We start from the raw sequence: 21,952 nt of genomic DNA, 5'->3' as shown, positions 1-21,952 counted from the left end.
TTATAATGACATGATAAGTCAATAAAATGATAGCTGAAATTAGATTATTTGTTACTAAATCACTAGAAATGACATACAAAATAATTAAATTTAATTATATAAATTTTTCATTAGAGTTTATATTTAAATAAGATTTATTTTTACTACTTGATTTTATCTGTTTTTGTAAATATTGTATTTTCTATATCATCATAAATTAATTTATAGACATAAATTTAACGGTATTTTTTTGTTAATAAATTTGTAGTTAAGTAAAATAATTAAAATAGCTTTTACTCACTATGACATTGATAATTATATAAAATATTTACAAATTTGGGGCTAAATTTATAGAAATGTTGAAATATTTTTGCGAGATTTAGAGATAAATAAAATATCAAAATTTAGTTAGATTTCTAGGCAAAATTTGTTCAAATTTTCAAATAAATTTACATTTTAATGATAAATGAGAGTATTTTTTAAAGTTGCTAATGCAGTAAAGCAAAAAACATATTAAAATTTATAGCAAAATCAAGATAGACGATAGTTATTTTTACTTTGCTTAAACTAGTAATTACAAGTAGAAAGTATAAAATGCATTAATTAAAAAATACCTATGAGTAAAGGTAAAACATTAGTGAGTTAGTCATAAAACGCTAAGGTTTTTGTGGCAAATGAGAAATGTTTTCAAGGCAAATGGCAAAGTTTATACATAAACTAAAAACTCTATAATTTAGAGCAACAAAACTTATGATGGATTATAGAGTAAAGGTTATTACATAGTAAAATACTTCTTACTTACCATAAAATTCTTATGAGTTTTGCAACTAGCTTGTTTGGGTTTAGCAATAATCACATAAACGACATAGAGGATTTTTAAACTTTATTAAACTTAGTTTTCCAAATTTATAGATATTAGAAAAGATTTTTCTATCTTTATTTAAAGGAAAGTAAATTTATATATAATGCAAAATTTCGAGCAAAGAAATACAATAAAATTCTATTAAAATTAGTAATAAATCAAATTTACTTTACTTAAACCTAAACTATTCTTTTTAATCTGTAACACTAACATATAAAATCAGATTTTATTTTCTAAGCATAATATAAACAAATGCTGTTTTGCATAAATTTCTTTTTTGAATATTATAGTAAAATTTGTCATTGTTATGTTTGTTATTACTAAGAAAGTATTTAGATATAAAGTTAATTAATAAGTTTGGATTTTTAAGGCGGATAAGTCGCCTTACAATGTTAATAAAATGATGATTAAGCTATTGTTTAAATGGAAAAAAGAGTGTAATAATGATTTAAAATCTTGATTACTTTCGCGTTAAAGTATATTTAAATGAAAAAAATTAGAATTATGAACTAAATGAAATAAATTTAGTAGTATAAAAAAAGAAACTTAGAGAGTTTAACTCTCTAAGTTTTAAACACTTATAGTGTTATAGTGTCACTACCAGCATCAACTGTAGCGTTAGCAAGATCTATAGTTCCAGCTAGTTTTACAGCAGTACCACTACTTCCATCAAGAGAATGTACTACATATGTATCAGTTGAACCAGTATTAACATCTTTATATGTAAAGTATGCTGCTTTAGAAATACTTGTATTTGCAGCCGCGACTGCTTTATTGAAGTTTTCATTAAAGTCAATGTTTCCGTCTACATCATATTTTGCAACTTTACCTTCCTCTAATGCACCTATTTTTATTTTATCGCCTTTTTCAAAATCAGCTATTTTAGCTATATCTGTTGTTGTTTTAGTATTAGCATTTTCAAATGCATCTCCTGTAACTTCGAATGTATCATTGCCATCACCACCTGTGATAACTAAATTTTTACTATTAGAGTTAAATTTTAAGCTATCATCTCCACTACCACCTTTAAGTGTTGTAGCTTGGAATCTAGCTGCAGATATATCAGCTGTTAGCTTTCCTGTTAAGGCGCTAGCATCGATAGTTTTTAACCCTGTAGCTTCATTTGCAAATGTTAATACAGTATCTTCATTGCCTTTAACATTTAAAGTTTCTAAGTTAGCGTCTGCACTTACTTTAAACTGATTTTTTGCATCTGGTGATTTTGCACTATCTTCAAGTGAAGTTAAATTTAGTGTTTCAATATTTTGTAATTTTACAGTATTTGCACTTAAATTTAAACCATCTGCAGTAGATTGTGGATCTAAGATAAGGTTAATAACATCAGATGTGCTCTTATCAGCATCTTTTGCTTCTAAAGTTAAATCTTGAGCAGCTATAGCTTTTGTTGAAATTTTTATAGTTGAATCGCTTAAAAGATTAGTTATATTATGAGGAGCATCAGCCTTAACACCTTCAGTTAATTCTATATAGTTAAATCCTTCCCATTTAGCCATATCTACATTATTATTAAGTTCATCAGAAATTTGTAATCCTTCGAAATTATTAATAACTAAAGAACCTTTACCTATTTCTGCAGTTGCACTTTTAACAACTAAAAGATCAGTTCCCTCACCACCATCTATAGTTTGTTTAGCTGCTGTTGTATCTAATTTTAATACATCATTGCCAGAGCCTAGTTTGATTGTGCTATCAGCTACATTTTTAGCACTAAGAGTTAAATCACCATTTAGAGATGAAGCGTCAAAGTTAGTTAAAGAAACTGATTTATTTAAATCTAAAGTTGTACCTTTTTCTGCTGCATTACCAGTTAGGCTAAGTTTTTCTAAACTAACAGCTGCTAGTTTAACTTCACTAGTTTTATTGATAGCAAGACTAATATCTTTTGAAGCTGTTGTTAAATCTTCAGTTTGCTTAACATTATCTAGTGATAATTTGCTAAGTTGATTAAGTGTAACAGCACCTACAGAAAGATTTGCTAAGCTTAGATCAGAAACTACTGTTAATGTTGGAGTTAGTTCTTTATCATTGCTACCTAAATCAATTTTAGCTGTTGTAGCCTTCTCAGCAGTAACCATAGAATCTTCTTTTGCATTTACAACTACATTCTCAGCTGCTGCAGCAACAATTGTGGCAGCTTCATCAGCTGTTACATTTACATCTTTAGCTTTTTGAGCAGTAACTGTAGCACTACCTTTTGAATTTATAACTATATTGCCTTCACCATGAGCATTACCAACTGTAGCATCACCATCAGTTGTTAAGTTTATATTTGTAGCTTTATCGGCAGTAACGTTAGTATCATGAGCGCTTTTTACAGTTACATCTGTAGCTTCGTTGGTTGTAATTGTAGTAGTTCCACCACTTACTACATTTACATCTTTTGCTGTTGATCGTAATAATGTAGCACCAGTATTTGTTATATTTAATTTATCATAACCATCAAGAGCATCTGTAACATTAAAGTTGCCTACTTCAGAAGATATAACAAGATTTTCAACATTCTCAACGCCTATTAAATCTGCAGCTAGTTTATCATTAGTTAGTCCACGAACGTTATTGCTAGAGAAGTTATTTGCTTTATAAGCTATATTTAATGTATCTATGCCTTCTCCTCCATCGATTTTATCAAGTGGATTTAGTGTTGATTTATTAAAGCCATCACCAACATAAGCAACACCTGAAAAATAGTCATCACCGCTTGCGCCAACTACATTATCATCATTTTCTGTAAGTTGATATATTGTAGATTTTAAAAGTTTATCAAAAGCTTCTGTTTGAGTTTCAATATTGTCTCTTGTTGTATTTTGAAAAATTTTAGTTAATTCTTCAAATTTAGGATCTGTAAATTCTACACCAGCATCAATAGATTTTTGAGATAATGCTACTTTAGCTTCAAATACTGCTTTATCTTTTGCACCTTGATCACCTTTTGGATCAACTATAGCAGAATAATACATATCAAGTATTGTTTTAGTTTTATTCCCACCATTTTGTGAAAGTATACCAACCCAATATGCTTTACCTTCTGCATCAGGTTCCCTACCAAGGATATTTTTATAAACATGGTCTACAAAAGCTTCATTACTTTTAGAGGCATCTCCTCACTCTTTTTTAGCAGCATCAGTGTCTATTACTGCACCAAGTAATTGTTCTTCTGTAAAGTTTCCTTTGTTAGCTAAATCTAACCAATATTTAGCACCACTAGCATCAGCATTTCTTCCTAATGCCAATACATACATTTTAGCTACTTGAGCTTCTGTTATAGCCATATAAGACTCCTTTATAATGTAATTTTAGTAATTGTAATTTCTAGCGATGGATTTATCAATGTTTGATTACACTAACTCATCTATAACCGAGATTGCAATCACTTACTATCGATAGTATTCTTACAAATACTAGAATGTATTTTACCATAAAATTTTCAAAAAAAGTTTAAAATATAAAAAAATTATAAATTTTTATTTTAAATTTTATATAAAATGTTGCCAAATTTATGTAAAAATTTAATACATTTTAATCCATAATGTGTTCTAAAGTTGATTGTATTATAAATATTTTATAAGTATTTAAAATTAATATTATATTTTAAATTAGTATAGTTTAGAATGATAAATTGTAATAAATTTTTGTTTGATAAACCAAAATTTTGTTTAAGTTCAAAATATCACTATTTGTTATATAAAATGGCCGGGAGAAAGGGATTCGAACCCCTGGAGGCTTTCACCTCAACGGTTTTCAAGACCGCCGCTTTCGACCACTCAGCCATCTCCCGATATAAGTGTAGATTATCTTGTTTTTTCCTCTACCCAGCCAGCACCATCGTTTACTTTATCTTTTGACCACTCATAAGCATTGTTTGTATCTTCTTTAGCACCATGCCAAGTATTAGAACAACCTACAAAAAAAGTTAATGCCAAAATAGTACCTATCAAGAAACGCATTTATCTCCTTTTTATTTGATATGGAGGCGACACCCGGATTCGAACCGAGGATAAAAGCTTTGCAGGCTTCTGCCTTACCACTTGGCCATGTCGCCATGCATAACTTATAAAAATGGTGCCCGAGGCCGGACTTGAACCGGCACGGAAGAAATTTCCGAGGGATTTTAAGTCCCTTGCGTCTACCAATTCCGCCACCCGGGCACTATAACAACAAAACAATCACAAAACTGGAGCGGGAAACGAGAGTCGAACTCGCGACATCGACCATGGCAAGGTCGCGCTCTACCACTGAGCTATTCCCGCAAAAAATAAATGAAGTGTCATTTTAGCCAAAAGAACCTTAAAAATTTATTTTATTTGTTAAAAATATAATTGTTTTTCTAAATTTTGTTATATTTTTTAAAAATTTAAAAATAATAGTATAGTATTTAGCTGATATTATGAAAAATTTTTGTTTTATTGTTTTGGTTGCAAGTATTGCTTTTGAAAATGATGATAAAAACATCAATGAAGTGCATTACAAAAAATCGATTTTTATAGTTGCAAAATAATTTGAAAAAGGTTGTGTAATGCTAGAAATCGGTTTGGTTGTTATTTTATGCCGATATGATTTTAAATGTTTTAGAAAAGAGCTTATTTTATCGTTAAATCCATCATAAAAATAGCATAGCTTGTTTCAATAAATATAAATATAGTATAATACTTATCAAAAAATAAAGGAATAATAATGAAAAAGCTATTTTTGATTTTAAGTATTGGTGTTGTTTTATCTTTTGCAAAAGACATAGATAATACTCAAATAGAGCAATTTAAGGCAAACTATGTTGTAGATGAAAATAAATTTGACCCGCTTTATTGGTATAATAAACCTATGACATATTTTAATCACTATGCATATAGTTATGTTTTAATACCTATGGCAAAAGGCTATGATTATGTTATGCCAGATCCTTTGCAAGGCGCTGTTAGCAATTTTTTTAATAATCTTTTATATCCTATGAGATTAATAAATAACATTTTGCAAGGAAAATTTCAAAACTCACTTGATGAAACAAAAAGATTTTTGATAAATACAACTATAGGTTTTGCTGGGCTAAGCGATGCTGCTAGTATGCATTTTGATATACCAAAACATGATGAAGATTTTGGGCAAACTCTAGGGTATTGGGGGCTAGGAGAAGGAATGCCTATAGTTTTACCGATACTTGGTCAATCAAATTTAAGAGATATGTTTGGTCTTGTTGGCGATCATTTTGCAGATCCTATAACATACATTGATAGAGATAATGAATGGACATCGGTTGCTATAAAATCTTATAGATATATAAACGATACTTCTTTGCAACCTAATGCGTATGAAATTCTTACTAAAGATGAGGAAAATTTATACGAGTTTTTAAGAGATTTCAATAGTCTAAAACGAAAAAAAATGATTTCCGAGTGATACATAAAAAAACAGACGAAGTAAAAATTGTCTGTTTTATAAAAGGAGGTTTTTATTAGTTGGGTATTGGTATGATATATTAAGTTATTAAATAATATAAAAATGCAAAATTAATATCACTCTTCTTCGCATATTTTTTGAACTACATAGCTAGCAAGATAAAGTCCAAATGTTGCAGTTACACCCATAAAACTGCCTAAAGATGTGCATTTTGGAAGTTCTGTTGAAAAGACTACATCAAATTTTCCACTAAAATTTATCTTTTTTAATTCGCTTCTAAATTTTCTTGCAAGAGGATCGTTTGTAGTTTGCCATATGTTTGAAATTTTTATTTTACTTGGATCTATGCGTTTTGCTCCGCCCATAGAACTTATAAAAATTATCTGTTGTTTAGAGTTTAAATTTATATCGTTTATCTTTTTAGCAAGAGCAATTTTAGCTTTCATATCATCTATGGCATCTATTATGACATCAAATTTGTTAAAGTTAAAATTTTGTATAAACTCTGGTGTTAGAGTTTCAAAAATAGGTTTTATACCACTAAATTTATTTGCAAAAACTTCTACTTTTTTCTCGCCTAAATTTTCGCTTCCAAACTGCCTGTTTTGATTTGTGATTTCAAAAATATCTTTATCAATTATGGTTAAATTTACAAATCCTGTTCTATAAAGAGCTTCTATACAAGCTCCGCCAACGCCGCCACATCCACAAACTAATATATTTGTTTGTTTAAATTTTTCAAATTTAGTTCCAAAAAGCAATCTTGAGCGAGAAAATCTATCTATTTGATCCATTGAGAAATATTCTTTAGCTCTTCAAAAGAAGTTAAATTTAGTTTTATTGGCGTAATGCACGCATATCCATCCATAACTATGCTTATGTCTGTGTTGGTATTTTGATTTATATCAAAATCCATAAAATCAGCACCAATCCAGTATCTTTCTATGCCACGTGGATCGCGGTTTAGCTGAGCTGAAGTTGAGTAAATTTTCTCTCCAGCTGGTGCTATTTTTAAACCTTTATAATCTTTTTTGCTAACAGAAGGTATATTTAAATTTAAAAACTGCTTTTTAGGTAGCGGATAGTCTTTTTTGAAAATATTTTTAACGATATCAAGAGTTATCTCACAAGCTAAATCAAAGCCGTATTTTTCGATACCATCTTTGTCGTAGTATTGCGAAACTGCAAGCGATGGAATTCCTTGTAAAACCCCTTCCATTGCTCCGGCACAAGTTCCTGAGTATGTGATATCTTCGCACACATTTGCACCGTGATTTATGCCGCTTACTACAAGATCTGGTTTTTTTTCATAAAGAGCATGTAGTGCTAAATATACGCAATCTGTTGGCGTGGCATCATCAAGTTTAAAAAAACCATCATCTATTTTGATAAATCGTAATGGTCTAGTACAAGTTATGGAGTGAGCACAAGCTGATTTTTCGCTACTTGGTGCAACTATGGTAACATTTGCTATGGTTTTTAGAGCTTTTGCAAGTTCTCTTAATCCTAATGCTTCAAATCCATCATCGTTTGTTATTAGTATTTCTTTCACATTTTACCTTGATTAATAGTCTTTTGTTAAAGAAAATTTTCCACCACCACAAAACATTAAACATATAGTTCCACCGATATAAAGATAAACTATCTCGGCTACAAATCCTCCATATGAAGTAAGGCTAAAAGGGGCTGATGCGTTTGCTACATAAAAAATTACACAACATGTTCCAAAAAGGATAAAAGCAGCAAATCTAGTAAAAACCCCAAATATTATCATAAGTGGTGCCAAAACTTCTCCTATATACACACCATAAGACATAATTTGTGGTAAGCCATTAGCTATTAGCATACTTTTTACCCCTGCTATGCCGTGATTTAGTTTAAATATACCATGCATCAAAACGCATATCCCAAGAAAAACTCTTAAAAACAAAAGCCCTATGCTATGGCTATTTACAAATTTCATTTTTTTCCTTTTAACTATGCTTGTTTATTTATTATAACAAAAATTAGTCAAATTTATTGACAACCCTCGCACTCTATACTTCTGTCAACTACATTTTTTTGATCTATCTCGTTTTCTGGACTTTGACTTCTTAGATAATAAGTTGATTTTAATCCAAGTTCCCAAGCAAGTGTGTAAATTTGATTTAAAATGCCGCCAGTTGCTTTTTCAAGTGATATAAATATATTTAAACTTTGACCTTGATCTATCCATTTTTGACGAATAGCACCAGCTTTTATCAAAAGCCTTTGATCTATATCATAAGCTGGTGTGTAGTATTGCCAAGTATCTGGGCTTAAATTTGGCACAACTACTGGTATCATACCGCTTAGATTGTGTTCAAACCATTTGCGTTTATAAACTGGTTCTATGGTTTGAGTTGTTCCAACTAAAATGCTTATGCTAGAAGTTGGAGCTATAGCCATAAGATAACCATTTCGTATGCCATCACTCATAACTTTTTCTTTTAGTTTTTTCCAATCCCTTGTTCTTTCGTCAAAAAGTCCATCTCTTTTTATAAGATCTTTTGCTTTTTGATTTGCTGTATCTATTGGGAAAATGCCTTTGCTCCATTTTGAGCCTTCAAAATCAGGATATTTGCCTTTTTCTAATGCTAAATTTGAAGATGCGTAAATAGCGTTATAGCTTATATTTTCCATTATCTCATCTATCTTTACGAGATGTTCATAGCTTCCCCATTCTATGCCTTTTTGGGCTAGCATTTGAGCTTCGCCCATTACTCCAAGTCCTATTGATCTTGATGCTAAGTTTGTATTTTTAACTTTTATGTGAGGATAGAAATTTAAATCAATTACATTATCAAGCATTCTTATAGCTATTGGGACAACTCTATTGATATCTTCTTGCGAGTTGATTTTACTTAAATTTACGCTTGCAAGGTTGCAAACTGCAGTTTTACCCTCTATAACTTCTTTTTCTACGATATAAATTTCTTTAGAGTTTATACTATCAAGTGCCGTGATTTTTTTGGCTTTTTTTGTATATCCGCCATCTACTGTTACATCATCTTCTTCATCAAAAACATCTATGCTTTTATCTTTATAAATTACTTTTATTTTATAGTAACTTGGATCTGTATTTTGGAAAATTTCTGTGCATAAATTTGAACTTCTTATAAGTCCTTTGTGGTTATTTGGATTTGATTTATTTGCACTATCTTTAAAGCATAAAAATGGCATTCCAGTCTCAAAGTAATTTGTTAAGATTTTTTTCCAAAGTTCTTTTGCTTGCATTGTGTTTTTTGGGATATTTTCATCATTTTCATACTCTATATATTTTTTTTCAAATTCTTCCCCATAAAGCCCACAAAGATCTTTTACATCAACTGGATCAAAAAGTGTCCATCTTTCGTTGTTTGCAACTCTTTTCATAAAAAGATCATTTATCCAAAGTGCTGGAAAGAGTTCGTGTGCTCTTCTTCTTTCTTCGCCAGAGTTTTTTCGTAGGTCTATAAAATCGCTTACATCCATATGCCACGGCTCTACATAAACCGCAATTGCACCTTTTCTAGTGCCGAGTTGATCAACTGCAACTGCTATATCATTTGTTATTTTTAGAAATGGAATTATGCCACCAGCTGCGTTTTTATGCCCATCTATACTTCCTCCAACTGCTCTTACTTGATTCCAATCCCAGCCAACACCACCTCCAAATTTAGATAATAGCGCCATTTCTTTATAGCTATCAAAAATTCCTTCTATATTATCTGGAGTTGAGCCTATGTAGCAACTTGATAGTTGATGGCGAGTTGTTCTTGCGTTTGATAGAGTTGGGGTTGCTGGCATTACTTCAAATTTACTTATAAGATCATAGAATTTCTTTGCCCAGCTTTGGCAGTCAAATTCATTTTGCGCAAGAAACATAGCTATTGCCATAAACATATGTTGAGGAAGTTCTATAGGTTTAGCGTTACTATCTTTTATAAGATATCTATCATAAAGCGTTTTGATACCAAGATAGTTAAATTGTAAATCTCTTTTGTAATCTAAGTACGAATTTAAATCATCTAAATCATATTTATCTTTAAGTCCAAGCATTATACGCCCAGCTTTTTCGCCTTTTTCAAAATATTCTCTAAGGTGGTTGTATCCGCTATATCCTGTAACTTTATGATATAAATCATATAAAAATAGCCTTGCTGCAACAAATGTCCAATTTGGTCTATCAATGTCTATCTTTTCAACAGCTGTTTTTATGAGAGTTTGCTGAATCTCTTCTGTTGTTATCATATCGCGAAACTGAATTTTTGCATCAACTTCAAGCTCACTTAAACTTACATTATCTAAGCCCTCAACAGCTTCTTTTGTGTATTTTTTAATCTTGCTTATGTCTAACTCTTCTGTTCTACCGTTTCTTTTTATTACTTTCAATTTAATTCCTTAGTTTATTTAAAAACTCTTGTAAAAATTTTATCTACATTTTTTGTATAGTATGCGTAATCAAAACACTCTTTAATCTCATCTTTACTTAATGCTTTATTTAAGTCTTCATCGTTTAGTAAATTTTGCAAAAACAGGCTATGTCCATTTTCATCTATCGCTTTTTTGCCTTCTTGCAAATCGCCCCAAACTTTCATAGCGTTTCTTTGGACTATCTTATACGCATCTTCTCTGCTTACGCCTTTTTTTGGCAGTTCAAGCAAAACTCTTTGAGAGAAAACTAAACCGCCAGTTAAATTTAAATTTCTGAGCATATTTTCAGGATAAACAACTAGTTTGTCTATCAAATTTGTCAAACGATTTAGCATGAAATCAGCTGTTATAAATCCATCTGGAAGTATAAATCTCTCAACTGAGCTATGGCTTATATCTCTTTCATGCCATAAAGCCACATTTTCCATAGCTGGCATTACATAAGAGCGTATCATTCTACAAAGTCCAGTTACATTTTCGCTTAAAACTGGATTTCTTTTGTGCGGCATTGCCGAGCTTCCTTTTTGTCCTGGGCTAAAATACTCTTCAGCTTCATAAACTTCGGTTCTTTGATAGTGGCGGATAGTAACTGCAATTTTTTCGCAACTTGATGCAAGGATAGCCAAAGCACTCATTACTTGTGCGTAGCGATCTCTTTGTATAACTTGGTTTGAAGCTGGAGCTGGTTTTAACTCTAAAAACTCACAAACCAACTCTTCAAGATCAAGCGGAGCGTGAGCGAAATTTCCCATAGCACCGCTGATTTTACCCACACTTATAATCTTTTTTGCATGTTCTAAAAGTTCTAATGAACGCGAAATTTCATCATACCATATAGCTAAAACCAAACCAAAAGTGATAGGCTCACCATGAATTCCATGACTTCTACCAACCATTAGCGTATTTTTGTGCTCAAACGCTCTTTTTTTGATAGCGTTCATTAAATTTTTAACATCAGATATTATTAAATTTAAGCTATCTCTTATTTGCAAAGCAACTGCTGTATCTATGGTATCACTTGATGTCATTGCAAAATGAACGAACCTGCTTTCATCGCCCAAACTTTCGCTAACACTTGTTAAAAATGCTATCACATCATGCTTTGTGGTTTTTTCTATCTCATCAATTCTATCTACATTAAATTTAGCATTTTTTATAATTTTTTCGCAATCGCTATCATTTATCAAGCCAAGCTTATTCCAAGCTTTTATAGCTGCTTTTTCAACTTCCAACCAAGCATCATATTTTGCTTGTATACTCCATTTTTCTTTCATTTCTTTTCTTGCGTATCGCTCAACCATATTAGCGCCTTTTTTGAAATTTTAAAGTAAGAAATTTATTTTATCTAGAAAGTTATTATAAAGTCATTAAAATATTTAATTTTAAAGATATAGTCAAATTTAATTTAGTATTAAATTTGACTATTATGTGTTTTAGTCTTCTAATTCTATCCATTTTTGTGCTATTCTTACAGCGTTTGTTGCTGCTCCTACGCGGATTTGATCAGCTGCACAAAATAGATGTAAAACATTGTCTCTAAAATTATCTTTTCTAATTCTTCCAACATAAGTTTCATTTGTATCAGTTGAAAGAAGTGGCATAGGATAGATATTTTTAGATGGCTCATCTACCACAACTACGCTTGGTGCATTTCTTAAAACATCTCTTGCTTTATTTGCATCAATCGCGTTTGCAAAATGTATAGTTATAGCTTCACTATGACTTCTTAAAATAGGCACTCTAACACAAGTTGCACTTACTTCGATTTTTTTATGTAGTATCTTTTGTGTCTCATTTACCATTTTCATTTCTTCTTTTGTATAGTCATTATCCAAAAAAACATCGATATGAGGTATCAAATTTAGTGCGATTTGGTGTTGAAAAACTTTTGGTTCGCACTCATCAAGCTTAAAAGCAAAAAATTGTTGCATTTGAGTAACTAACTCTTCCATTCCTTCTTTTCCAGCTCCACTTGTTGCTTGGTATGTGCTAACATCAACTCTTTGTATATCAAAAGCATCATTAAGTGGTTTTAAAATTTGAACCATTTGTATGGTTGAGCAGTTTGGATTTGCTATGATTCCTGTATTTTTCCACTCTTTTATATCTTCTGGATTGCACTCAGGAACAACCAAAGGAACATCGCTTTGCATTCTAAAATGACTTGTATTATCTATAACTACAGCACCGCTTCTAGCTGCAAGTGGTGCAAATTTTTCTGAAATAGACCCGCCAGCACTAAAAAAAGCTATGTCTATTTCGTGTTCATCAAACACTGTATCTGTAAGTTCAACTACTTTATAGGTTTTTCCAAAACACTCTATCTCGCTTCCAGCACTTCTGCTACTTGCTAGTGGTAAAATTTCATTAATAGGAAAATTTACTTCTTCTAAAACATTAAATATTTCTTCGCCAACTGCACCTGTAGCTCCAACTACGGCAATATTGTATTTTCTCATGGTAGACCTTTAAAATAAAATTTTATTATTATATCAAATTAAAAAGAATTTTTTCTACTATATAAAAAAAGATCATCTTTACTAATGGCTTCTTTGTCGCTTAAAATAGCCGCTCTTTCGACGATAGATATAAGTTCTCTTATATTTCCTGGAAAATTATAATTCATAAGCTCATTTTTTGCTTCATCGCTAAAATATTTTGTGCCAAGATCATACTCTTTACAAGCTCTTTGTAAAACAGAGTTTGCTATATCTTCTATCTCATCTTTTCGTTCTCTAAGCGGCGGAATGATGATAGGGACTGTATTTAGGCGATAAAACAGATCTTCTCTGAATTCTCCATTTTCAACTTTTTGTTTTAAATTTGCATTTGTTGCACTAATAATCCTAACATCAATCTTTGTGCTTTTTGTAGCACCAAGTCTAGTTATCTCTCGCTCTTGTAAAGCCCTTAAAAGTTTTGGCTGAAGTTTTATAGGCATTTCGCCAATCTCATCTAAAAATAAAGTTCCGCCGTTTGCTAGTTCAAAAAAACCTATTTTTTGAGCAGTTGCATCTGTAAAAGCTCCTTTTTCATAACCATAAAGTTCACTTTCTAATAAATTTTCTGGAATTGCAGCCATATTTATAGCTATAAATGGACTAGTTGAGCGTTTTGAGTTTTTATGTATAAATTTAGCAAAAACTTCTTTTCCAACTCCGCTTTCTCCGATTAGCATGATATTTACATCCGTTGGAGCTGCCTTTTTTGCAAAATGTAAAGTTTTTTCAAGAACCTCAGAAGTCCCGGCAAAATCTTTATCATCTGTTTTTAAATCTTTTTTTGGTTTTGACTTAATTTTTGTTTTAAATTTTTGAGAGCGTATTATAGCTTCATAAAGGGTTGTTATATCAAATGGTTTAGTTAAGAAATCTTTTACGCCAAGTCTAACGCTTTGTATGGCTCTATTTAGCGTGGCATTTCCTGTTATGATGATAACATCAAATTTTCCGTCAAGTTCTTTGATAAATTCTATTCCATCCATCTTTGGCATATTTATATCAGTTATTATAACATCTGTATCATCACTAAGTTTTTTTAATGCATCAATAGCACTTTTAAAGCTAGTTATGTTAAATTCTTCATATTCGCTAAGTGCAATTTCTAGGGATTTTCGCATATTTATATCATCTTCTACTATAACAATATTCATCTAAAATCCTTTATCAAATTTGTTTATGATAGCAAAATCAGACTTAAATTCAACCTCAAAACGAATTGGCGAAAGCGTTAATATAAGATTTGAGTAAAAATTTTTATCTTCTAGTTTGGATTTATCTTTAATGTGTACTTTAGAATTAGAGAAGCATGCAAAAAGCTCATTTTGATGTCTATTTAAAAATTGATAGGAACTTTCTCCTTTTTTTTGCGTGTCATATATTTTACAGGAAAAATTTGGTATCTCATTAGTTAAAATCATAGCTTTTGATATAGCTATGATTTCACTTTTTATAATGTTGTTTTGAGAATTTATTTGAGCCCAAAAAATAAACTGATCTGCCCCAAAAGCAAATTTACAAAGAAGTATTAATAAGCAAAAACTTCTTGCCACTTTTCTTGATTCATTTCGAGCTCTAATTCAACTTTGTAAAGCCCATTTTGAAAATATTCATTTGTAACAGCTGCATTTTTTACAAGACCATCAACTTGAGATGTGATGGATGAATTTTTAAGCATAGCATCTTTTACTGTATCTTTAGAGTTGATTTTAACACCATAAAGCTTTGCAGCTAAATTTCTATAAGCATCTGCCATAGCAGCTCTTTTGGCTAAAGCTAAAGCTTGAGCTGGTGAAACAGTGTTTAACGGTGCTATACCTTCACCTACTGCACTAAAAGTAGCATTTGCAGACTCTGGTGCAGTATATATCATCTTTTCTTGTTTCATAACTTCTCTGATATCATCTTTATCAACTTTTTGTATAACGACCTCTTGAGCCGGTGTGTTTGCAGAAGAACCAAAGCCATTAAAACTACAACCACTAAAACCCAACATTGCTATAAGAGCTGTAGCAAGGATAGATATATTTTTCATTTTTTACCTCGTTTTTTGATAAATTTTATAAGCAAATATTATTCCAATAATCCATCATCAGAAATATCATCGTCTTCATCTTCTTGCTTTGGACATCTAGCTATACTTACAACATCTTCGCCATCTACATCTAAAATTTTAACACCACTCGTGTTGCGTCCGGCTTTTCTGATAGTTTGCATATCTACTCTTATCATTTTTCCACTTGAAGTAAGAGCCATTAAATCCATACTTTCATCAACGATAATTATTCCAACCAAATCACCTGTTTTTTGGGTTAATTTCATGCAAATTACACCCTTTCCACCGCGTTTTTGAAGCCTATACTCATCTGCTGTTGTGCGTTTGCCTATACCTTTTGCAGACACACTTAAAATTTCTTCTTCATCATGTTCTATAACTTGAGCGCCAACAACTTTGTCGTCTTTTTCTTTAAATCTTATACCAGTAACGCCTCTACTTGCTCTTCCTATCTCTCTTGTATCACTTACATTAAATTTAATACACATACCTTTTTGAGTTACTATTAAAAGTTTTTTACCACCAGAGTTATCAACTTCGGCATTCTCATTGCTGTCATCTTGTAATTCTAAATTTTCATTTTCTATATATTCTTCATCTTTATTTTGTGCGTTGCTGTCAAAAACATCATCATTTTCGACTATTATGGCAGTTACTAAATCATCGTTTTCATCTAAATTTATAGCTTTTATTCCAACGCTTCTTATGTTTTTAAACTCACTTAAATTTGTTCTTTTTACAATACCATTTTTTGTAAAAAATGCTAAAGATTTGCTATCATCGAAATCTGTGGTTGGAATGATAGCCATGATTTTTTCATCTTGTTCAAGTTGAACTAAATTTACAACAGCTTTTCCTTTAGCAGTTCTGCTGCCTTCTGGTATCTTATAAACTTTTAACCAGTAAAGCTGTCCGCGATCTGTTACAAACATAAGTGTATCGTGCATATCGCATATAAAGAAACTTTCTATGAAATCATCATCATAAGTTGTTATTGCAACTTTACCCTTTCCGCCTCGTTTTTGTTTTTCATAAGTCTTGCTTGGAACTCTTTTTATATAGCCACGATGAGTTATTGTTACTACCATATTTTCATTTGGTATCAAATCTTCTATATCTATATCATCATAATCATCAACAATTTCGGTAATTCTAGGGCAGTTAAATTTATTTTTTATTTCTATTAATTCTTCTTTTATGATATTTTCTATAAGTTTTTCACTTTTTAATATCGATTCTAATCTTGAAATTTCCAAAATAAGTTCTTTTAGCTCATTGTCAAGTTTTTCTCGCTCAAGTCCTGTTAGTTTGCTTAATTTCATATCTAAAATAGCATTTGCTTGCAATTCGCTAAGTCCAAATTTCTCCATCAAACCATTTCTTGCTGATGGCGTATCTTCGCTATTTTTAATGAGCTCTATAACATCATCAATATTATCAAGTGCTATTTTTAGACCCTCTAATATGTGAGCTCTTGCTCTTGCTTTTTGAAGTTCAAATATCGTTCTTCTTATGATTATAGTTTTTCTATGTTTTAAAAATAGATCTAAAAGTTCTATAAGATTGAAAATTTTCGGCTGTTTGTTGTCAATTGCGAGCATTATAACGCCAAATGTAACTTCCATTGTGGTAGATTTAAAAAGATTATTAAGCACTATATCGCTCATAGCATCGCGTTTTAGCTCTATTACAAGTCTTATGCCATCTCTATCGCTTTCATCTCTAACTTCACTAATTCCTTCTATTTGTTTATCTTTTGCTAAATTTGCTATTTGTTCGTGAAGTTTGGCTTTATTTACTTGGTATGGTATCTCATCAACTACGATAATATCTTTATTTTGTTTTTTTTCTATGTGAGTTTTGGCTCTTAGTTTTATTCGTCCACGACCAGTTTTGTAAGCTTCGATTATACCTTTTTTACCAAATATTATGCCCCCTGTTGGAAAATCTGGTCCTTTGATTACGCTCATTAACTCTTCTAAGCTAGTATCCTTGTTTTCAAGAAGCATAAGCAAGCCATCTACAAGCTCATCTAAACTATGTGGAGGTATATTTGTAGCCATACCAACAGCAATACCACTACTTCCATTTAAAAGTAAATTTGGAACTCTTGCTGGTAAAACTGCTGGTTCTACCATACTATCATCATAATTTGGTGTAAAATCAACAGTATCTTTATCTATATCTTTTAGTAACTCTTCTGCTAAAACAGTCATTCTAGCTTCTGTATAACGCATAGCAGCAGCACTATCGCCATCAAGTGAGCCGAAATTTCCTTGTCCGTCAACTGTCGGAACTCTCATAGAGAAATCTTGTGCCATTCTAACAAGTGCATCATAAACTGCAGTATCGCCATGCGGATGATATTTACCTATAACATCTCCAACAATACGAGCTGATTTTTTGTAAGGACTTCTACTACTTACTCCAAGATCATTCATGGCATAAAGAATTCTTCTATGCACTGGTTTTAAGCCATCTCTAGCATCTGGCAAGGCACGCCCAACTATAACGCTCATTGAGTAGGTAAGATAACTATCTTTTACTGAATCTTCTACATCTACAATCGTTATATCTTGATTTTCATCAAAAATATTGTTTTCCATTTTTATCCTTGTAACTAAACAATAAATTCTAGCTAAAATTTAATAAAAAGTTGCTAAATACTAAACTTAGTATTTAATCTAAATAAAAATTCATTATGTTAAAATTCAGCATTTGCTAAAGTTAATCCAAATAAAACTTCTATTCCGTTTTTATTAAGAATTTCCTTTGCTTGTTTCATACTCTCGCCTGTTGTGATTATGTCATCAACTAAAATAACTGGATTTTTAATATCTTTTTTTATTGTGTAGTTTCTTTTGTGTTGTTGCCTATAAGCTAAAGTTTTGCCGCTATATTTTACATCGTATAAGGCTTTTAATGCACCATAAATCGGTTTAATGTTTTTACTTTTTAATGCTTTTAGCAAAATTGCAATTTGTGAATAGTCCCCATTTACGCTATCATCTAATGCTATAGCATTTACTTTATACGGATATGAGAAATTTACACCAAATTTATAAAAACTCAATTTAGCCAACTTAGAATATATAAAAGAGCCATAGAATTTATGTTTTGAATGGATGAGTTTTTTTATTTCACTATAAAAATAAAACGAATACACATCTAAATTTGAGTTAATAACTCTTTTGTGTAGAGTGCATTCGCTAAGGATTCTTTTGCAATCATTGCAAAAATACGAAAAGCTAAATTTTTCGCAGTTTAGGCATCTCATTGAATTAAAATTTGATTTGCAGTTTTTGTAACAAGATCTCTTAAAAGTTCCCAAATAAACGGATCAAACGCACCGCCTGTATGGATAGGAGCAAATTTGCTTTGAGATTGTGAAATATGCTTTGTTATAGTTGTGCCATCGTCTTTGTAAATTCTCACTTCAAATTTAGCTTCGGCTTTTAGATTGTCTTTTGCATAACCTTGTAAAGTCGCGTTTAAACTAAGTATATCAACTTCTACTCTTGTGCCATTTGGAGATATATTTGCACCTCTACTTGCAAGTTCTGAACGCAAAGAAGAATCAACCCATTGAGCTAGATTATTTTGAAGCATAACATACTCATCTGTGGAGCCTTGCGAGTCTAGTATAGTGGCTATGACACCTTTGTTTCTTCTTAAGTCATTTATCTTAGATATAAATATTTCTTTGTTGATTTTGATTTGATTTCCAGAGTTTGTGTAAGGTTGGAGTATTATAACTGTTCCTTTTTGAGAACAACCAGTAAAAAACAATAAAAGTAAAATAAAAGTAAAAACTTTTTTCATAATCATCCTTTAAAATTTAGAAATTTCTTCAGCAACTTTATTTGCTGCTTGCTTGATTAACAAATCTAAATAAACACCAAAATCATCTGGATCATTTGTTTGAAATTTTCTTACATCTTGAGTTGTTGAAATTTTGTATCTTTTTGTTTTATTTATATCTTTTAGCATTAAAAATCCATAAAGATTTGATGCCAAATGTGCAGATGATGGCGAATAATAGCTTTGTAAGCCTAAAAAGTCAAAATCAAGTTTCATTACATAAGGACTTGTTCTTTCTTCTAGCACGATTATACCACGCTCTTTAAGCTCTTGTTTTAGCAAAAGATAAAACATATAATCAGTTCTTTTGCTCATATGCATATCTTGAAATTGTTTATCTTTGCCTTGAATGCGAACTATCTTTTGATCTTCTCTTAAGTCATTAACTCTGTGAATATAAACTTTTTTTAGAGCTAATCCTGTGTCTATTTTTCTTACATTCTTGCAACAACTAAGCGAGATATCACTGCTATAATCTACGCCGTTTATCGTTACACTGCTACCACTTCCGTTATCACAAGGCTCACATTTTGGGTTAATTCTCATAACTTCTTTGAAGTTTTTGAAAGAATTTGAGTCTATTTTTTTCTCATCAGATGTTCCATTTATGTTATAACCAGTACCATTTGGCTGCATTGTGCTAGAACAAGCTGTGAAAAATATCATAAAAAACAACATAAGAGCATTTTTCATTTTTAATCCTTTTATAGTTAAGCGAGATTTTAGCATATATTTTTAAAATATGCTATAAAAGTATTAAAATTAAACTTTTCTAATCTCGCTTATACTTTTGCCACCAAGTCCGTAATTATCAGTATCTATCTCATCTATTATAACTACTGTTGAAGCTTTGTTTCTACCTAAAATTTCACTTACTAAATTTGTAACACCTTTTATCAAAAGCTCTTTTTGATCTTTTGTTGGCTCCCCGTTTTCTTTAGTGACTTTTATATTTATGTATGGCATATTTTCTCTTTTATAGTAAATAACTCACACGGATTAGCCTAAATCGTAAAGTCATTAATCAATCTTAAGCACACTCAAAAATGCTTCTTGAGGAAGTGCAACTTTTCCTATAGCTTTCATTCTTTTTTTACCTTCTTTTTGTTTTTCAAGCAGTTTTCTTTTGCGCGTAATATCGCCACCATAACATTTTGCAGTTACATTTTTACCCATTGATTTAACCGTTTCTCTTGCTATGATTTTATTTCCGATACTTGCTTGAATTGCTACTTCAAAAAGTTGTCTTGGAACTATCTCTTTCATAGCTTTTACAAGGTCTCTTCCCTTGCTTAAAGCTTTTTCGTTTGGAACTATTATGGAAAGTGCATCCACCGTTTCTCCTGCAACTTTTATATCAAGTTTTACCAAATTTCCAGCTCTATAATCAATAGGTTCATAATCAAAACTAGCATAACCTTTAGTGCAAGATTTTAATTTATCATAAAAATCCATTATAATTTCATTTGTTGGTATTTCATACTCAAGCAAAACGCGACTCGGTGTGATATAGTCCATTTTAGTTTGTATTCCACGGCGTGTATTTAAAAGCGTGATAAGATTTCCTAAAAACTCACTTGGAGTTATGATGGTAGATTTTACATATGGTTCTTTTATGGTTTCTATCTCATTAACTGGCGGCATATCGCTTGGATTTTCCATCTTTACAAGGCTTCCATCTGTTTTATAAATTTCATAAGTAACAGTTGGTGCAGTTGCAATGAGATCTAGTTTAAATTCTCTTTCTAACCTTTCTTTTATAACTTCCATATGAAGAAGCCCTAAAAATCCTACACGAAAGCCAAAACCAAGTGCTATTGATGTTTCAGGTTCGTAGCTAATGGAGCTATCATTTAGTTTTAGTTTGTCTAATGCATCGCGAAGATCTTCAAATTTGTCCGTATCTATCGGATAAATACCCGCAAAAACAAAAGGTTTTGCTTTTTGAAAACCACTTATTGGTTTGGCAGCTTTGTTTGTAGCTAAAGTTATCGTATCGCCAACACTTACATCGCTTACATTTTTCAGTCCTAAAATCACTATACCAACTTCCCCGCTTGTAATTTCTTTTGTTTTTATAGGAGAGAGCGGATGAGGAAACATAAGGTCTAAAACTTCATGTTTTTTACCAGTTCCCATAACATAAACTATATCACCTTTTTTAATAACACCATCATAAATTCTAACTAACGCTAAAGCCCCTAAATAGCTATCAAACCAACTATCATAGATTAATGCTTTTAGTGGTGCTTCATCATTTGTATTTGGGGCTGGAATTTTTTGTATTATGGTCTCTATAAGTTCTTTTATACCAATGCCTGTTTTTGCACTGACTTCTATCGCACTTGAGCAATCAAGACCTATGACATGTTCTATTTCATTTTTTACTCTTTGTGGGTCTGCTGCTGGAAGATCGATTTTGTTTAAAACTGGTATGATTTCAAGGTTGTTTTCAAGTGCTATATAGACATTTGCTATGGTTTGGGCTTGCACACCTTGACTTGCATCAACTATAAGCAAAGCACCTTCACAACTTGCTAGAGATCTTGAAACTTCGTAGCTAAAATCAACATGCCCTGGGGTGTCTATTAAATTTAAAATATATTCTTCATTGTTAAATTTATATGTAAGGCGAACTGATTGTGCTTTTATGGTTATTCCGCGCTCTTTTTCGATATCCATTGTATCCATAAGTTGAGCACTCATCTGTCTATCGCTAACAGCTCCACACTCGCTTATAATTCTATCTGCGAGTGTGCTTTTACCATGGTCAATATGTGCTATAATGCTAAAATTTCTTATATTTTTCATAAAATTCCTAAAATTTACTTTTAAGGATTAATTTTAGCGAAA

General features: G+C 31.2%; 19 protein-coding genes, 4 tRNA genes and 1 pseudogene. 1 reads left to right on the top strand and 23 read right to left on the bottom strand.

What is annotated here, in order from left to right:
* Positions 1–1,419: 1,419 nt before the first annotated feature.
* The 8 genes and pseudogenes from CSPT_RS08280 to CSPT_RS08255 form a co-directional block, all read right to left on the bottom strand.
* On the bottom strand, positions 1,420–3,819 hold the full coding sequence (locus CSPT_RS08280; protein WP_235610062.1) for a hypothetical protein: 2,400 nt from the start codon (positions 3,817–3,819) through the stop codon (positions 1,420–1,422).
* Positions 3,820–3,939, bottom strand: a pseudogene (locus tag CSPT_RS09425) (DUF4214 domain-containing protein); the annotation flags it as partial. It abuts the gene before it with no gap.
* A 24-nt stretch (positions 3,940–3,963) separates the two neighbouring features.
* Positions 3,964–4,131, bottom strand: a complete 168-nt coding sequence (locus CSPT_RS08275) for a DUF4214 domain-containing protein (RefSeq protein ID WP_089183152.1) — start codon at positions 4,129–4,131, stop codon at positions 3,964–3,966.
* A gap of 418 nt (positions 4,132–4,549) precedes the next feature.
* Positions 4,550–4,637: transfer RNA gene (locus CSPT_RS08270), tRNA-Ser, on the bottom strand.
* A 13-nt stretch (positions 4,638–4,650) separates the two neighbouring features.
* A complete protein-coding gene (locus tag CSPT_RS09105; protein WP_170228719.1) occupies positions 4,651–4,806 on the bottom strand; it encodes a hypothetical protein in 156 nt (51 codons plus the stop codon).
* 21 nt (positions 4,807–4,827) lie between these two features.
* A tRNA-Cys gene (locus tag CSPT_RS08265) sits at positions 4,828–4,901 on the bottom strand.
* A gap of 18 nt (positions 4,902–4,919) precedes the next feature.
* A tRNA-Leu gene (locus tag CSPT_RS08260) sits at positions 4,920–5,007 on the bottom strand.
* 27 nt (positions 5,008–5,034) lie between these two features.
* Positions 5,035–5,109, bottom strand: a tRNA-Gly gene (locus tag CSPT_RS08255).
* A 424-nt stretch (positions 5,110–5,533) separates the two neighbouring features.
* Here CSPT_RS08255 and CSPT_RS08250 point away from each other — a divergent pair.
* Positions 5,534–6,250 carry an MlaA family lipoprotein gene (locus CSPT_RS08250; protein WP_089183151.1) on the top strand — a complete coding sequence of 239 codons (717 nt, stop codon included), beginning with the start codon at positions 5,534–5,536 and terminating at the stop codon, positions 6,248–6,250.
* A 116-nt stretch (positions 6,251–6,366) separates the two neighbouring features.
* On the opposite strand, the gene CSPT_RS08245 is transcribed toward CSPT_RS08250, so the two are convergent.
* The 15 genes from CSPT_RS08245 to lepA form a co-directional block, all read right to left on the bottom strand.
* On the bottom strand, positions 6,367–7,044 hold the full coding sequence (locus tag CSPT_RS08245; RefSeq protein ID WP_089183150.1) for a tRNA threonylcarbamoyladenosine dehydratase: 678 nt from the start codon (positions 7,042–7,044) through the stop codon (positions 6,367–6,369).
* Positions 7,032–7,802, bottom strand: a complete 771-nt coding sequence (gene surE, locus CSPT_RS08240) for a 5'/3'-nucleotidase SurE (protein ID WP_089183149.1) — start codon at positions 7,800–7,802, stop codon at positions 7,032–7,034. Before surE ends, CSPT_RS08245 begins: the two co-directional genes overlap by 13 nt.
* Before the next feature lie 12 nt (positions 7,803–7,814).
* On the bottom strand, positions 7,815–8,213 hold the full coding sequence (locus tag CSPT_RS08235) for a DoxX family protein (protein WP_089183148.1): 399 nt from the start codon (positions 8,211–8,213) through the stop codon (positions 7,815–7,817).
* A 53-nt stretch (positions 8,214–8,266) separates the two neighbouring features.
* Positions 8,267–10,642 (bottom strand): ribonucleoside-diphosphate reductase subunit alpha, encoded by a 2,376-nt coding sequence (locus CSPT_RS08230; RefSeq protein ID WP_089183147.1) that lies wholly within the window; start codon positions 10,640–10,642, stop codon positions 8,267–8,269.
* A 14-nt stretch (positions 10,643–10,656) separates the two neighbouring features.
* Entirely contained in the window at positions 10,657–11,985 is a 1,329-nt protein-coding gene (purB, locus tag CSPT_RS08225) for an adenylosuccinate lyase (RefSeq protein WP_089183146.1), read from the bottom strand.
* A 132-nt stretch (positions 11,986–12,117) separates the two neighbouring features.
* A complete protein-coding gene (locus CSPT_RS08220) occupies positions 12,118–13,143 on the bottom strand; it encodes an aspartate-semialdehyde dehydrogenase (protein ID WP_089183145.1) in 1,026 nt (341 codons plus the stop codon).
* A 38-nt stretch (positions 13,144–13,181) separates the two neighbouring features.
* Positions 13,182–14,336, bottom strand: a complete 1,155-nt coding sequence (locus tag CSPT_RS08215; RefSeq protein ID WP_089183144.1) for a sigma-54-dependent transcriptional regulator — start codon at positions 14,334–14,336, stop codon at positions 13,182–13,184.
* A complete protein-coding gene (locus CSPT_RS08210; RefSeq protein WP_089183143.1) occupies positions 14,337–14,735 on the bottom strand; it encodes a hypothetical protein in 399 nt (132 codons plus the stop codon). It abuts the gene before it with no gap.
* Positions 14,711–15,217: an LPP20 family lipoprotein gene (locus tag CSPT_RS08205; RefSeq protein WP_033916703.1), complete on the bottom strand. Its 507-nt coding sequence runs from the start codon at positions 15,215–15,217 to the stop codon at positions 14,711–14,713. The genes CSPT_RS08210 and CSPT_RS08205 overlap by 25 nt, the downstream gene beginning before the upstream one ends.
* Before the next feature lie 38 nt (positions 15,218–15,255).
* The gene (gene gyrA / locus CSPT_RS08200) at positions 15,256–17,844 is read right to left on the bottom strand and encodes a DNA gyrase subunit A (RefSeq protein WP_089183142.1); all 2,589 of its coding nucleotides are present in this window, start codon (positions 17,842–17,844) and stop codon (positions 15,256–15,258) included.
* Positions 17,845–17,942: 98 nt separating this feature from the next.
* Positions 17,943–18,515: a ComF family protein gene (locus tag CSPT_RS08195; protein ID WP_089183141.1), complete on the bottom strand. Its 573-nt coding sequence runs from the start codon at positions 18,513–18,515 to the stop codon at positions 17,943–17,945.
* Complete coding sequence (locus CSPT_RS08190; protein WP_161492228.1) at positions 18,512–19,060, bottom strand: YajG family lipoprotein; 549 nt, start codon at positions 19,058–19,060, stop codon at positions 18,512–18,514. Before CSPT_RS08190 ends, CSPT_RS08195 begins: the two co-directional genes overlap by 4 nt.
* Positions 19,061–19,069: 9 nt before the next feature.
* Entirely contained in the window at positions 19,070–19,792 is a 723-nt protein-coding gene (locus CSPT_RS08185; RefSeq protein ID WP_089183139.1) for a hypothetical protein, read from the bottom strand.
* A 69-nt stretch (positions 19,793–19,861) separates the two neighbouring features.
* Positions 19,862–20,065 (bottom strand): 2-hydroxymuconate tautomerase family protein, encoded by a 204-nt coding sequence (locus tag CSPT_RS08180; protein ID WP_089183138.1) that lies wholly within the window; start codon positions 20,063–20,065, stop codon positions 19,862–19,864.
* Positions 20,066–20,119: 54 nt separating this feature from the next.
* The gene (gene lepA / locus CSPT_RS08175) at positions 20,120–21,910 is read right to left on the bottom strand and encodes a translation elongation factor 4 (RefSeq protein ID WP_089183137.1); all 1,791 of its coding nucleotides are present in this window, start codon (positions 21,908–21,910) and stop codon (positions 20,120–20,122) included.
* Positions 21,911–21,952: the final 42 nt, after the last annotated feature.

This window comes from Campylobacter sputorum subsp. sputorum, from assembly GCF_008245005.1.
Lineage (GTDB): Bacteria > Campylobacterota > Campylobacteria > Campylobacterales > Campylobacteraceae > Campylobacter_F > Campylobacter_F sputorum.
The sequence above is the reverse complement of the archived record's forward strand: the minus strand, read 5'-3'. Positions and strand labels throughout refer to the sequence as shown.

Excerpts from the sequence above, each read along its gene's own strand:
- CSPT_RS08280 (WP_235610062.1), bottom strand. The coding sequence starts at position 3,819 with ATGTATTATTCTGCTATAGTTGATCCAAAAGGTGATCAAGGTGCAAAA.
- CSPT_RS08275 (WP_089183152.1), bottom strand. The coding sequence starts at position 4,131 with ATGGCTATAACAGAAGCTCAAGTAGCTAAAATGTATGTATTGGCATTA.
- CSPT_RS09105 (WP_170228719.1), bottom strand. The coding sequence starts at position 4,806 with ATGCGTTTCTTGATAGGTACTATTTTGGCATTAACTTTTTTTGTAGGT.
- CSPT_RS08250 (WP_089183151.1), top strand. The coding sequence starts at position 5,534 with ATGAAAAAGCTATTTTTGATTTTAAGTATTGGTGTTGTTTTATCTTTT.
- CSPT_RS08245 (WP_089183150.1), bottom strand. The coding sequence starts at position 7,044 with ATGGATCAAATAGATAGATTTTCTCGCTCAAGATTGCTTTTTGGAACT.
- CSPT_RS08235 (WP_089183148.1), bottom strand. The coding sequence starts at position 8,213 with ATGAAATTTGTAAATAGCCATAGCATAGGGCTTTTGTTTTTAAGAGTT.
- purB (WP_089183146.1), bottom strand. The coding sequence starts at position 11,985 with ATGGTTGAGCGATACGCAAGAAAAGAAATGAAAGAAAAATGGAGTATA.
- CSPT_RS08220 (WP_089183145.1), bottom strand. The coding sequence starts at position 13,143 with ATGAGAAAATACAATATTGCCGTAGTTGGAGCTACAGGTGCAGTTGGC.
- CSPT_RS08215 (WP_089183144.1), bottom strand. The coding sequence starts at position 14,336 with ATGAATATTGTTATAGTAGAAGATGATATAAATATGCGAAAATCCCTA.
- CSPT_RS08205 (WP_033916703.1), bottom strand. The coding sequence starts at position 15,217 with ATGAAAAATATATCTATCCTTGCTACAGCTCTTATAGCAATGTTGGGT.
- gyrA (WP_089183142.1), bottom strand. The coding sequence starts at position 17,844 with ATGGAAAACAATATTTTTGATGAAAATCAAGATATAACGATTGTAGAT.
- CSPT_RS08195 (WP_089183141.1), bottom strand. The coding sequence starts at position 18,515 with ATGAGATGCCTAAACTGCGAAAAATTTAGCTTTTCGTATTTTTGCAAT.
- CSPT_RS08190 (WP_161492228.1), bottom strand. The coding sequence starts at position 19,060 with ATGAAAAAAGTTTTTACTTTTATTTTACTTTTATTGTTTTTTACTGGT.
- CSPT_RS08185 (WP_089183139.1), bottom strand. The coding sequence starts at position 19,792 with ATGAAAAATGCTCTTATGTTGTTTTTTATGATATTTTTCACAGCTTGT.
- CSPT_RS08180 (WP_089183138.1), bottom strand. The coding sequence starts at position 20,065 with ATGCCATACATAAATATAAAAGTCACTAAAGAAAACGGGGAGCCAACA.
- lepA (WP_089183137.1), bottom strand. The coding sequence starts at position 21,910 with ATGAAAAATATAAGAAATTTTAGCATTATAGCACATATTGACCATGGT.